Source organism: Telluria sp. Soil_C_11, from assembly GCF_057657395.1.
Map to the genome: position 1 here is coordinate 156,023 of NZ_JBDGIN010000003.1, position 13,533 is coordinate 169,555.

Annotated in this window: 10 protein-coding genes; 3 read left to right on the top strand and 7 right to left on the bottom strand. The window is 68.3% G+C overall.

Features of this window, described 5'->3' with window-relative positions:
- Positions 1–100: 100 nt before the first annotated feature.
- From AC3A6M_RS06270 to AC3A6M_RS06300, 7 genes are all read right to left on the bottom strand, one after another.
- The gene (locus AC3A6M_RS06270; RefSeq protein WP_487851869.1) at positions 101–2,791 is read right to left on the bottom strand and encodes a molybdopterin-dependent oxidoreductase; all 2,691 of its coding nucleotides are present in this window, start codon (positions 2,789–2,791) and stop codon (positions 101–103) included.
- Positions 2,792–2,803: 12 nt separating this feature from the next.
- Entirely contained in the window at positions 2,804–4,018 is a 1,215-nt protein-coding gene (locus AC3A6M_RS06275) for an NAD(P)/FAD-dependent oxidoreductase (RefSeq protein ID WP_487852184.1), read from the bottom strand.
- The gene (gene nirD / locus AC3A6M_RS06280) at positions 4,018–4,365 is read right to left on the bottom strand and encodes a nitrite reductase small subunit NirD (RefSeq protein ID WP_487851870.1); all 348 of its coding nucleotides are present in this window, start codon (positions 4,363–4,365) and stop codon (positions 4,018–4,020) included. The genes AC3A6M_RS06275 and nirD overlap by 1 nt, the downstream gene beginning before the upstream one ends.
- A gap of 19 nt (positions 4,366–4,384) precedes the next feature.
- A complete protein-coding gene (gene nirB, locus AC3A6M_RS06285) occupies positions 4,385–6,913 on the bottom strand; it encodes a nitrite reductase large subunit NirB (protein ID WP_487851871.1) in 2,529 nt (842 codons plus the stop codon).
- 12 nt (positions 6,914–6,925) lie between these two features.
- Positions 6,926–8,221: an MFS transporter gene (locus tag AC3A6M_RS06290; RefSeq protein ID WP_487851872.1), complete on the bottom strand. Its 1,296-nt coding sequence runs from the start codon at positions 8,219–8,221 to the stop codon at positions 6,926–6,928.
- Positions 8,222–8,498: 277 nt separating this feature from the next.
- On the bottom strand, positions 8,499–9,629 hold the full coding sequence (locus AC3A6M_RS06295; protein ID WP_487851873.1) for a CmpA/NrtA family ABC transporter substrate-binding protein: 1,131 nt from the start codon (positions 9,627–9,629) through the stop codon (positions 8,499–8,501).
- A gap of 115 nt (positions 9,630–9,744) precedes the next feature.
- Entirely contained in the window at positions 9,745–10,374 is a 630-nt protein-coding gene (locus AC3A6M_RS06300; RefSeq protein ID WP_487851874.1) for an ANTAR domain-containing response regulator, read from the bottom strand.
- Positions 10,375–10,564: 190 nt separating this feature from the next.
- On the opposite strand from AC3A6M_RS06300, the gene AC3A6M_RS06305 reads away from it, so the two are divergent.
- The 3 genes from AC3A6M_RS06305 (at position 10,565) to AC3A6M_RS06315 (ending at position 13,526) form a co-directional block, all read left to right on the top strand.
- Positions 10,565–10,804, top strand: a complete 240-nt coding sequence (locus tag AC3A6M_RS06305; RefSeq protein WP_487851875.1) for a hypothetical protein — start codon at positions 10,565–10,567, stop codon at positions 10,802–10,804.
- Positions 10,805–10,821: 17 nt separating this feature from the next.
- Complete coding sequence (locus tag AC3A6M_RS06310; protein WP_487851876.1) at positions 10,822–10,965, top strand: hypothetical protein; 144 nt, start codon at positions 10,822–10,824, stop codon at positions 10,963–10,965.
- A 164-nt stretch (positions 10,966–11,129) separates the two neighbouring features.
- Positions 11,130–13,526 carry a S9 family peptidase gene (locus AC3A6M_RS06315; protein WP_487851877.1) on the top strand — a complete coding sequence of 799 codons (2,397 nt, stop codon included), beginning with the start codon at positions 11,130–11,132 and terminating at the stop codon, positions 13,524–13,526.
- The last annotated feature ends 7 nt before the right edge of the window (positions 13,527–13,533 follow it).

A 13,533-nucleotide genomic window follows, 5' to 3' on the forward strand; every position in this document is an offset into this window, starting at 1 on the left:
CGCAAAACTCTCGGTCGGGTTAAGGTGAACCCATTGTAAGCAGAGAACCCCTGCCCGGCCGATGTTTTGCGACGGACTGCATTTTTCGCTGCCTTGTTTGCTAATTGCGCTGCTCGGCCAGCAGCGCCCGGATCTCCGGCACGCAGGAACCGCAGTTGCCGCCCGCCTTCACGCAGGCCGTCACCGCCGACGCATCTTCCAGGCCATGCTTCGCGATCGCGATGCGGATCGTGTTGCGGCCCACGCCGAAGCAGGAACACACGGTCGGCCCCGGATCGGCGCCCTGTTCGCGCGCGCGGCCGGACAGCAGGCCGGCGCGGTCCTGCGGCGTCAGGGCTTCCTTGCCGAACATCTGCGCCAGCCAGGCGCGTGCGGGCAGATCCTGGCGCTGCGACACGAACAGGCAAGCCTCGATGCGGCCGTCGACCAGGTGGGCCGCGCGGTACACGCCGCCGCAGCGGTCCTCGAGTTCGATCCAGTCGGCGTCTTCGTCCTCCACCTGCAGCAGGCGCCGCGCCCAGCCGGCCGCGCCGGCAAACGGATGGCGTCCGGCCAGTTCGTAGCGCACGAAGTCCGCACCCTGGATGCGGGTCCAGTTGGCCGCGTCCTCCAGCGGCAGCTCGGCCCGGCTGAGGATGAAGCCGAACCAGTTCACGCCGAAGGGTTCGACGCGCACCGGCGTGTGCTTGAATTCCGGCTCGCCGGAGACCGGATCGACCGCCGGGTTGACGATGCTGCCGACGCGCGCATCGGACGCGGTCTGGCCGCTCCAGTGGATCGGCATGAACACGCTGCCGCGCGCGATGCCGCCGCCGTGCCGCACGCGCGCCACGCTTGCACCCCAGCGGCTGCTCACGCGCGCCAGCTCCCCCTCCTTCACGCCGCACAGCAGGGCATCCTGCGGATGCAGGTCGACGAAGGGTTCGGGCAGGTGTTCGGCCAGCCTGGCCGAGCGCCCGGTGCGCGTCATCGTGTGCCACTGGTCGCGCACGCGGCCGGTGTTCAGCACCAGCGGGTAATCCGCGTCGGGCGCATGCGCGGGCAGGCGCGCGCGCGTGGCCACGAAGCGCGCCCTGCCGTCCGGGTGGGAGAACTGGCCGTCGCCGAACAGGCGCTTGGCGGAATCGCCGGGCCTGCGTACCGGCCATTGCACGGGGTCCAGCGCATCGTATTCGGCGCGGCTCAAGCCGGCCAGGCCGCCAATATCGAAAATGCGTCGCCGCTGGCTGCCGGCGCCGTTCTGCCAGCCCGACAGGCGCGCATGCTCATCGAAGATCTGGTGCGGCGAGGTGAAATCGAAGCCCGTGAAGCCCATGCGGCGCGCCACGTCGCAGACGATGTCCCAGTCCGGCCGCGCCTGTCCCGGCGGCGACAGGAAGGCGCGCTGGCGCGAAATGCAGCGCTCGGAATTGGTGACCGTGCCATCCTTCTCGCCCCAGCCCAGGGCCGGCAGCAGCACGTGGGCGAGTGCGTTCGTGTCGGTGCCGGACACGATGTCGGACGCCACCACCAGCGCGCATTTCTCCAGCGCGCGCCGGGCCTGATCGGCGTCCGGCAGGCTGACCAGCGGATTGGTGGCCATGATCCACACGGCCTTGACGGCGCCCTCCTCGATCGTGCGGAACAGGTCGACCGCCTTCAGGCCCGGCTTGCCGGCGATGCGCGGGGCGTCCCAGAATGCGCGCACGGCGGCGCGCTGGCCGGCGTCCTCCAGGTCCATGTGGGCCGCCAGCATGTTCGCCAGGCCGCCCACCTCCCGTCCGCCCATCGCGTTCGGCTGGCCGGTCAGCGAGAACGGCCCCATGCCGGGGCGGCCGATGCGGCCCGTGGCCAGGTGGCAGTTGATGATGGCGTTGACCTTGTCGGCGCCGCTGGACGACTGGTTGACGCCCATGGTGAAGGCGGTGACCGTCTTGTCCGTCTTCGCGAACAGATCGTAGAACGCCAGCAGCTGCTGCGGATCCAGCCTGCACGCCCTGGCCACGTCGAACAGGCTGCCGGACTGCCCGGCCGCCTCCAGCGCCTCGCCCAGGCCGGCGGTATGGGCGTCGACGAAGGCGCCGTCGAGGCCGCCGTGGGTGGCCAGGTAAGCCAGCAGGCCGTTGAACAGCCAGACATCGCTGCCCGGCTTGAGCGGCAGGTGCAGGTCGGCCAGGTCGCAGGTGGCGGTGCGGCGCGGGTCGATCACCACCACCTTCATCTGCGGCCGCGCTTCCTTTGCGCGCACCAGGCGTTGATATAAGGTCGGATGGCACCAGGCGGCGTTCGAGCCCACCAGCACCACCAGGTCGGCCAGTTCGAAGTCTTCGTAGCAGCCGGGCACGATGTCTTCGCCGAAGGCGCGCTTGTGCCCCGCCACCGCCGAGGACATGCACAGGCGCGAGTTGGTGTCGATGTTCGCGCTGCCGATATAGCCCTTCATGAACTTGTTGGCGACGTAGTAGTCCTCGGTCAGCAGCTGGCCGGAGACGTACAGCGCGACGGCATCCGGGCCGTGCTCGGCGACGATGCGCGCGAAGCCGTCGGCGACCTTGCCGAGCGCCTCGTCCCAGCTGCTCTCGCGCAGCACGCCTTCTTCGCGCAGCATGGGAGCGAGCAGGCGCCCTTGCAGGCCCAGGGTCTCGCCCAGCGCCGAGCCCTTCACGCACAGGCGGCCCTGGCTGGCGGGATGGGCCTCGTCGCCCAGGATGGCGAGCTGGCCGTCCTGGCCGAGCCGGGCGCTGACGCCGCAGCCGACGCCGCAATAGGGACAGGTGGTACGGACGGTGGTGGGGATGGCGGACAGCTTCATGCAGGACTCCGGTTACGCGGCCGCCAGGGACTGGGCCTGGCCGAACAGCAGGTGATGGCGGATGGCGGCGATGTCGGTGCGGTTCTGGATCAGCTCGAAGTACCACGGCCCGTCGGCGACGTCGCCGTACAGCACTACGCCGAGCAGGCGGCGCCCGCCGACCACCAGGCGCTTGTAGACGCCGCCGCGGCGGTCGCGCAGCACCAGGTCTTCGCTGCCTTCGCTGCCGACGATGTCGCCGGCCGAGTACAGGTCGACGCCCGTCACTTTCAGCTTGGTGGCGGTGGCCTGCTGCACGTAGCGGCGGTGGCCCCGGCCCGCCAGGTGGGCCGCGCAGACGCGCGCCTGGTCCCAGATCGGCGCCACAAGGCCGAAGGTGGCGCGGCGGTGCTGCACGCATTCGCCGACCGCATAGACGCGCGGATCGTAGGTCTGCAGGGTATCGTCGACCACGATCGCGCGCTCGACGTGCAGGCCGGCTTCCCTGGCCAGCGCGACGTTGGGCCGCACGCCGGCCGCCATCACCACCAGGTCGGCCGGGATGCTGTCGCCATCGCCGAAGCGCACCGCCCGGACCCTGCCCTCGCCTTCGATGGCGGCGGTCTGGCGGCTCAGCAGGATGCGCAGGCCGCGCCGCTCCAGCGAAGCGCGCAGCAGCTCGGCCGCCGGCGGATCCAGCTGCTGGTTCATCAGGCTGGCGGTCACGTGCACCACGGTCACCTCCATCCCCTGCCGCAGCAGGCCGTTGGCGGCTTCCAGGCCCAGCAGGCCGCCGCCGATCACCACCGCGCGCCCGCCCTTGCGCGCGGCCGCCAGCATGGCGTCGACGTCGTGCAGGTCGCGGAAACCGATCACGCCCGGCAGGTCGTGGCCGGGCACCGGTACGATGAAGGGCGTCGAGCCGGTCGCGATCAGCAGGCGGTCATAGGACACGGCCAGGCCGGAGGCGGCATGGACGATGCGCCGCCGGCGGTCGATGCGCACCACCGGGTCGCCGGCGTGCAGGGTGACGCCATTGGCCGCATACCACTCGCGCGAGTGCAGCATGATGTCGTCGACCGTCTTCTCGCCCGCCAGCACCGGAGATAACAAAATCCGGTTGTAGTTCCCGTGCGGCTCGGCGCCGAACACGGTGATGCCGTACATGCCGGGGTCGAGCGTCAAGAGCTCCTCGACCGTGCGCATGCCGGCCATGCCGTTGCCGATCACGACCAGGGACGGTTTCATCATGCACCTACCCAGACCTGGCCATCCTGCACGCGCACCGGATAGCTGGCCACCGAGTTGTGCGGCGCTTCCAGGCACTCGCCGGTCTGCAGGTCGAAGTGCTGCTTGTAGATGGGCGAAGCCACCACCACGCGCTCGCCGATGCTGCCGACCAGGCCGCGCGACAGCACCGCCGCATGCGAGTTCGGGTCGTAGTTATCGATGGCGAACAGGCTCGGGGACTCGGCGCCGACACGGAACACGGCCACCTGGCGCCCGTTCAGCAGCGCACACACGCCGGTATCCGGCACGATGCGGTCGAGGGGGCAGACGGCGTTCCACTGGTCCAGTTGAATATCGCGATGCATGGTTGTTCTCCTCGATGGTTCAGGCAATACGGGTGATGGGAATGACGCGCGTGCGTTCCTCCGGCGTGGCCGGCCGCACCTGGCCGCGTTCCGGCATGAAGACCACGTTGTCGTCGACGGTTTCGCTGTTCACGAAGCTGCGGAAGCGCGCGCGCACGGCAGGGTCTTCGACCGCGTTCTTCCATTCGTCGGCATAGCTGTCGACCACGCGCTGCATGTCCGCTTCCAGTTCGGCGGCGATGCCGAGGCTGTCCTCGACCACCACCTGCTTCAGGTAATCCAGGCCGCCTTCCAGGCTCTCCCTCCAGGTGCTGGTGCGCTGCAGGCGGTCGCCGGTGCGCACGTAGAACATCAGGAAGCGGTCGACCAGCTTCACCACGGTTTCCTCGTCCAGGTTCGACGCCAGCAGCTCGGCATGGCGCGGCTTCATGCCGCCGTTGCCGCATACGTACAGGTTCCAGCCTTTATCCGTGGCGATCAGGCCGACGTCCTTGCCCTGCGCCTCGGCGCACTCGCGGGTGCAGCCGGACACGCCGAACTTGATCTTGTGCGGCGCGCGCAGGCCCTTGTAGCGGTTTTCCAGCGCGATCCCGAAACCGATGCTGTCGCCCACGCCGTAGCGGCACCAGGTCGAGCCGACGCAGGACTTCACGGTGCGCAGCGACTTGCCGTAGGCGTGGCCGGACTCGAAGCCGGCCGCGATCAGCTCTTCCCAGATCGCCGGCAGCTGGTCGACCCGCGCGCCGAACATGTCCACGCGCGCGCCGCCCGTGATCTTGGTGTACAGGCCGTATTTCTTGGCCACCTGGCCCACCGCGATCAGGCCGTCCGGCGTCACCTCGCCGCCCGGCATGCGCGGCACCACGGAATAGGTGCCGTCCTTCTGGATATTCCCGAGGAAGTAATCGTTCGAATCCTGCAGGCTGGCGTGTTCGGGCTTCAGCACGAAGTCGTTCCAGGTCGAGGCCAGGATGTTGGCGGCGACCGGCTTGCAGATGTCGCAGCCCAGCCCCTTGCCGTGCCTGCCCAGCAGCTCGCCGAAGCTCCTGATGCCGCCCACCCGCACCAGGTGGTGCAGTTCCTGGCGCGAGTACGGGAAGTGCTCGCACAGGTGGTTGCTGACGGCCAGGCCGGCCTTCGCCATCTCGGCCTTCATGACCTGGTTCACCAGCGGCACGCAGCCGCCGCAGGCCGTGCCGGCGTTGGTGCAGGCCTTCACTGCCGCGATGTCGCAGGCGCCGCCCGCCACCGCGTCCGCGATCGCGCCCTTGCTGACCGCGTTGCAGGAGCAGACCTGGGCCGTGGCCGGCAAGGCCTCGACGCCGATCGCCGGGCGCGCCCCGCCCTCGCCCTGGGGCAGGATCAGGAACTCTGGCGAGGCTGGCAGTTTCAGGCCATTCAGCATCAGCTGCAGCAGGTTGCCGTATTCCGCCGCGTCGCCGACCAGCACCGCGCCCAGCAGGCGCTTGCCGCAATCGGAGACCACGATTTTCTTGTACACCCGCTTGCGCTCGTCGCTGAACTGGAAGCTGCGGCTGCCTTCGGTATTGCCGTGGGCATCGCCGATCGAGGCCACGTCCACGCCCATCAGCTTCAGCTTGGTGCTCATGTCGGCGCCAGCAAATGTCCCTTCCTGGCCGAGCAGCGCGCGGGCGACGGTGCGCGCCATGTCGTAGCCGGGGGCGACCAGGCCGAAGCACTGTCCCTGCCAGGCTGCGCACTCGCCGATCGCGTAGACGTCCGGGTCCGAGCTCAGGCAGGCGTCGTCGATGGCGATGCCGCCGCGCGGGCCGAGCGCCAGCCCGCAGGCGCGCGCCAGCTCGTCGCGCGGACGGATGCCGGCCGAGAACACGATCATGTCGGTCTCGAGGAAGCTGCCGTCGGCGAATTCCATGCGGTGCGTGGCGCCCTCGCCATCGACGATGCGCAGGGTGTTCTTTTGCGTGTGCACGGTCACGCCCAGCTCCTCGATGCGCGAGCGCAGCATGCGCCCGCCCAGCTCGTCCACCTGCACCGCCATCAGGCGCGGTGCGAATTCGACCACGTGGGTGTCGAGCTGCATGTCGCGCAGCGCCTTCGCGCACTCCAGGCCCAGCAAGCCGCCGCCGATCACCACGCCCGAACGCGCCCGCTGGCCGCAAGCCAGCATCGCCTCCAGGTCTTCGATGGTGCGGTAGACGAAGCAGCCGGCGCGCTCGCGGCCTTCCACCGGCGGCACGAAGGGAGACGATCCGGTGGCGAACACCAGCTTGTCGTAGCCCAGCACTTCGCCGCCGGCCAGAAGCACGGTCTTTGCGGCGCGGTCGACCGCCACCGCCTTCGCGTTCAGTTTCAGCTTGACGCCGCTGCGCCCGAAGAAGCCTGGCGCCACCAGCGACAGCGCGTCGGCGCTGCGGCCGGCAAAGAACTCCGACAGGTGCACCCGGTCGTAGGCCGGGCGCGGCTCTTCGCACAGCACGGTCACGTCGAAGCCATGGCCGGCGTCGCCGCACAGGGTTTCGAGGAATTTGTGGCCCACCATGCCGTGGCCGATGACGATCAGTTTCATGATGCTTGTTCCTTAAGCTGCGGCCGGCGCCGGGGTTTCGGTGACGGCGGCGCCGAAGCGCACGCCGATCGCGCACAGGCTCGATGCCAGCACGGCGCCGCCGAGGACGAACAGGGTCTGGCGCACGTCGCCGGTGCCCTTCATGAGGAAGCCGGCCAGCACCGCGCCGACGTTGCCGCCCGCGCCGACGATGCCGGCCACGCCACCCAGGGCCTTGCGGCTCACGAAGGGCACCAGCGCGTAGGTGGCGCCGCACGCCATGTGGGTGCACAGGCCGAAGGACAGCATCGCGACGATCGCCGCGGCCACGCTGGCGGTCTGCGAGAACCACAGCAGGCCCAGGCCCTCGCCCACCATCAGGATGAACAGCAGGTTGACGCGGCTGTTCAGGCTGCCTTTCGCGGCGGCCTTGTCGGACAGCCAGCCGCCCAGGGCGCGGGCGAACAGGGCCAGCAGGCCGAAGCTGCCGGCGGCCATGCCCGCTTCCTTCAGCGACAGCTTGAAGTGGTCGACGTAATAGACCGCGGCGACGTTGTGGATGAAGAGTTCGATGCCGAAACAGGCGCCGTAGGTCACGAACAGCAGCCACGCGCGGTAGTTGCGGCAGGCTTCCGCAAAACTGGCCCAGCCGCCCTTGCCGCCGGCTTCGAAGGGAATGCCGGCCGCGCGCAGCTCGGCGTAGTTCCCTTCCGGGCAGTCCTGGGTGAACTTCCAGTAGGCCACGGCCATGGCCAGCATCGCCACGCCCGGCACCAGCAGGGCCGCGCGCCAGCCCATGGTCTCGCTGACGCCCGCCATGACCACGGCGCTCGTCAAGAGCGGCATCAGGGCTTGCGCGGCGCCGCCGCCGCTGTTGCCCCAGCCGGCCGAGGCCGCGTTGGCGGTGCCGACCACGCGCGGGCCGAACATCACCGAGGTGTGGTACTGGGTGATCACGAAGCTGGCGCCGACCGCGCCGATCCCGAGGCGGAACAGCAGGAAGCTTTCATAGCTCTGGGCCATGGCCACGCCCAGCACGGGGATGGCGCCGATGGCGAGCAGGCCGGTATAGGTCTTGCGCGGGCCGAAGCGGTCGCACAGCGGGCCGACCAGCAGGCGCACGACGATGGTGATGGCGACGGCGGCGATGTTGATGTCGGCGATCTGCGCCATCGACAGGTGGAACTCGCCTTTGATGACCGGCATCAGCGGCGCGCAGGCGAACCAGGCGAAGAAGCAGACGAAGAAGGCCACCCAGGTCAGGTGGAAAGCACGCATTTGCGGCGTACTGAAGGAGAACAGCTTGATTGAATTTGCTTTGCCGGCCATGGTTCGCTCCCGATAAAAAAGAAAAGGCGCCCGCTGCCTGGCCGAACGCATGGGTGCATGGGTTCGGGTGCAGCGGACGCCGTTGTCCTGGTGTTCTGTCTACCTTCCGGGCCGCCGTTGGACCGGTGGATATGCATGGGATCGCCGTTGATCCGTGCAGGGAGTGTTTGCAAGAGCCGTGCCAGATGCCCTTTCCCCTGGCGCGCCGCAGCGCTAGCGGGGACTGCGCTTCATTGCGGTGCACCATGCGCGATAATGAGGCGCCGGCATGCACTGTTCATGAAGAGATATAAGCGGAAGGATTGCTGCCGTCCCAGACCTTGCCGTCCATCAGCACGGACGAGCGCAGCAGGCCGGCGGGCGCCGCCACGCCGGCCTGCGCGGCGGCTTCGCGGTACAGGCCGACCCGGTTGACGCGGGCGGCGACGGCCAGGTAGTCCGGATCGTCGCGCAGCAGGCCCCAGCGCCGGTGCTGGGTCATGAACCACATGCCGTCCGACAGCCAGGGAAAATTCGCCTCGCCGTCGGCGTGGAAGCGCAGCGGGTCCGGGTCGCGCCAGCGCCGGTCCATGCCGTCGTCATACCAGCCGTTCAGGCGCGCGGCGATCAGTTCGCGGCCGGCGTTCACATACGCCGGGCTGGCCAGCACCTCGGCGGCGGCATCGCGGTGCGCCGGCGAGGCGTCGAGCCAGCGCCCCGCTTCCAGCAGCGCCGCTACCAGCGCGCGGCAGGCGTGCGGATGGGCGTCGACGAAGGCGGCGGTGGCGCCCAGCGCCTTGCCGGGATGGTCGGGCCAGATGTCCTGGCTGGTGGCGACGGTGAAGCCGCCGCCGTCCAGCACCGCGCGCGCGCTCCACGGCTCGCCCGCGCAGAAGCCGTCGATGTGCCCGGCGGCCAGGCTGGCCGCCATCTGGCCCGGCGGGACGGTCGCCGCCTGGATGCCGCGCAGCGGATCGATGCCGCTCGCCGCCAGCCAGTAATACAGGAACATCGCGTGGTTCCCGGTCGGGAAAGTGTGGGCGAAGGTAAAGCGGCGGCGGCCGCGCAACATGTGGGCCGCCAGCGACGGCCCGTCGAGGACGCCCTGCTCCGCCAGCGCGCGCGACAAGGTGACGGCCTGGCCGTTGCGCGACAAATTCATCAGCACCGCCATCGGCACGGCGCGCGCACCGATGCCCATCTCGACCCCGTACACGAGGCCATACAGCACATGGGCGACATCGAGGCTGCCGTTGGCCAGGCGGTCGCGCATGCCCGACCACGAATGCTCGCGGCTGAGTTCGAGCTTGATGCCGTATTTTTCGTCCAGCCCGAGCACGGCGGCCATCACGAGCGGGGCGCAGTCGGTCAGCGGCATGAAGCCGGCGCGGATGATGGGGGTTTCGGGGCGGTCGGAGCCGATCAGCATATAAGGTCCTTAGCCGTCGTTCCCGGGCAGGCGGGAACCCAAGTTTGCTGGTGTTTCGGCAGCTCATGCAGAACTTGGATCCCCGCCTTCGCGGGGACGACGATACATACGTCAACTATAAAAGGTCTTCCACATCCAGAATCCGCTGCGCCACCTCACCCAGCTTCAACTTCCTGTTCATCGCCATGCTGCGCAGCTTCTGGTAAGCCTGCTCTTCGGTCAGCCCGCTGCGCGCCATCAGCACGCCCTTGGCGCGCTCGACCAGCTTGCGGTCGGCCAGCTGGCGGCGGGTGTCCGAGAGTTCGTCCAGCAGCCTGCGCTCGCGCTTGAAACGGGCCAGGGCCACGTCCAGCACCGGCTTCACGCGCTCGGGCAGCAGCCCCGCCACGATATAGGCCGAGACGCCGGCGCCGAGCGCGGCATCCATGCTGGACGGGTCCTGGTCGTCGGTGAACAGCACGATCGGACGCGGCGCGTCGCGGGTGGCGATCACGATGTGCTCGAGCACGTCGCGGGCGTCGGATTCGCTGTCGATGATGATCATGTCCGGCTGGATCTGGGCGATCCGCTCGGGCAGGAAGATATCGGCCGGCAGCGCGGCGACGATGTCGTAGCCCGATTCCAGCAGCCCGATGCGCAGCGCGGTGTTGCGCTGCGCTTGGGCGGCGGCCTGCTCGCCGCCGCATGGCGCGGTGTTGACCACGACGATACGAAGGCTGCGCTGGACGGGAGGTGGCGGTTTCATGCCTTGGGAATATGCAAGTTCCGGGCCAGACAGATATTTCCGAAACGCATAACCGAAGTAAGGACGAGCCACAGTTTAACGTCAAGAAACATTCACAATACTAATGGAGAACATCACGAAGTAAAAGTTCCCTTATGTCTGAAGTCTCCCTATACTGCACCGCAACAACTGAGATTTCACGGAGAACTTCATGAGCACCGCAACGATCACCCAGGCACAGGACAAAGGTCTGCGCCACCAATTTGCCGACAGCATCGCCCGGATCCGCGAATTCGCGATCGAACTGTTCGTCGCCCATGGCGGCTGGTTCGTACAGGACGCCGACCGCAGCGCCCGGAAGAGCCGCCGCGAGCTGCTGTCGCTGGCCGCCGCCGCCGAATCCCACAGCCCTTCGCTGTCGGCCGAACTGCGCCACCTCGCTTCCAAATAATTGACAAGGACACCATCATGACCCCAGTCGAATACATCACCGTCGGCATCTCGGCGCTGGCCATCGTCACCCGCATCGTGTTCTTCATCCGCAACCCGTCCGTGACCACCCCGACGGAACTGTGGATGACCGAACAGCCGCAATTCAAGGAAGTCGGCTAAGCATCACCATCCAGTCGCTACTGTTCTCCACGCCCGGCATTGGCCGGGCGTTGTCGTTTACGGCGCCGTACGTACGCAGGCGCGCGACGCCCGCGGCGAGAATCCACACAGCATGCTTGTCGGCTGAGCTAGAATGCTTTTTTGCAATTTCTCTCTGACACGCGATGCGCCTTCCCGTTTACGCTTCTCTCGCCGTCCTGGCTGCCCTGCTGGCCCTGCCCGTTGCCGCCTCGACGCCCATCACCCTCGACCAGGCCATGGCCCATCCCGACTGGATCGGCACTCCCGTGGAAACCGCATGGTGGAGCTGGGACGGCAAGCAGGTCCTGTACAAGCAAAAGCGCACCGGTTCGCCGCTGCGCGACATCTACCAGACCGGGGCCCAGTCCGGCCTGAACAAGGCCCGCAAGGTCGAGGATGCGGAACTGGCCAGGCTGGACGGCGCGCTGGTGGTCTACAACCGCGAGCGCACCCGCGCCGCCTTCATCCGCAACGGCGACCTGTTCGAGCGCGACCTCAAGAACGGCGAGCTGGTGCAGATCTCGCGCAGCAGCGGCGTCGCCATCAACGCGGTGCAGTATTCCGCCGACGGCCGCAGCGTGCAGTTCCGCATCGGCGACGACTGGGCCACCTGGGACCGCGCCAGCCGCCTGGTGTCGCCGATCGCCGTGGCGCGCGCGGCCAAGGAGCCGGGCGCCCAGGAGCCGGATGCGCTGCGCGACATGCAGCTGCGCCTGATCGCCACCCTCAAGCGCCAGAAGATTGATCGCGACGCCAACCGCGCACGCGCGGAGGAAGAACGCCGCGCCGACCCGACCCGCGCCCCGGCCCCGATCTACCTGGGCGACAAGCTGTCGATCGCCGCCACCCACCTGTCGCCGGACGGCCGCTGGCTGCTGGTCGTGACCGGTCCGAAGGATGGCGGCGACAAGGGCCGCGTCGGCAAGATGCCGCGCTACGTGACCGAGTCCGGCTACGAAGAAACCTCGGACGAGCGCACCCGCGTCGGCCGCAACAGCCCGCACCCGCACGGCCTGAAGCTGGTCAACCTGCTCACCCGCGAGGTGAAGGACCTGTCCTTCGACGTCCTGCCGGGCGTGAACGCCGACCCGCTGGCCGCCATGCGCGCCGAACGCAAGCTCGATCCGCTCAAGGGCAACCGCGCCGTGAAGGTCGGCTTCGACGGCGAGAACGTGGTCTGGAGCGCGAACGGCGCGAACGCGGCGGTGATGCTGCGCGCGGTCGACAACAAGGACCGCTGGATCGCCACCGTCGATCTGCCGCGCGCCGCGCTCAAGCCGGTGCACCGCCTGACCGACCAGGCCTGGATCAACTTCGACAGCAGCGAATTCGGCTGGCTGCCGGACAACAGCACGCTGTGGTACCTGTCCGAGGAAACCGGCTATGCCCACCTGTACACGCTGGACGCTTCCGGACGCACCCGCGCCCTCACGCAGGGCAAGTGGGAAGCGTCGGACGTGGCGTGGTCGGCCGACGGCGCCACCGCCTGGCTGCTGTGCAACCGCAAGACCCCGGGCGCCTATGAAGTCTGCGCGGTCAACGCGAAAGACGGCTCGACCCGCGAAGTCAGCCGCCTCGACGGCGGCGTGGAAGACTTCCGCCTGTCGCCGGACCAGCGCAAGCTGCTGGTGCATTACTCCGGCCCTTACCTGCCGCCGCAGATCGCCACCCTGCCCTCGAGCGGCGGCGACGCGGTCAGGCTGACCGATACCCGCACCACCGAATTCAAGTCCCACGACTGGATCCAGCCGCAGTTCGTGGCCGTTCCCTCCACGCATGGCGCGGAACCGGTCTGGTCGAAGCTGTACCGTCCGGCCCGGCTCGAGCCGGGCAAGCGCTATCCGGTGGTGATGTTCGTGCACGGCGCCGGCTACCTGCAGAACGTCACGCAGCGCTACACGCCCTACTTCCGCGAGCAGATGTTCCACAACCTGCTGGTGCAGAAGGGCTACGTGGTGCTGGACATGGACTACCGCGCCTCGAAGGGCTATGGCGCCAAATGGCGCAGCGCGATCTACCGCCAGATGGGCCACCCGGAACTGGAAGACTACCTGGACGGCGTGAACTGGATGGTCGCCAACCAGCAGGGCGACGCGAAGAACGTCGGCATCTACGGCGGCAGCTACGGCGGCTTCATGACCTTCATGGCCCTGCTGCGTGCGCCGGAAGTGTTCAAGTCGGGCGCCGCGCTGCGCCCGGTCACCGACTGGACCACCTACAACCACGAGTACACGGCCAACATCCTGAACACCCCGGACCTCGACCCGGAAGCCTACAAGGTCTCGTCGCCGATCGAGTACGCGCAGAACCTGCAGGGCAACCTGCTGATCGCGCACGGCATGGTCGACGACAACGTGTTCTTCCAGGACTCCGTGCGCATGGCCCAGCGCCTGATCGAACTGAAGAAGGATCACTGGGAACTGGCGCCGTATCCGATGGAGCGCCACTCCTTCGTCCAGCCCGAAAGCTGGTATGACGAGTACCGCCGCATCTACCAGCTGTTCGAGCGCACACTCAAGCAGGCGCCCGCGGCGCAGTAACACGGTA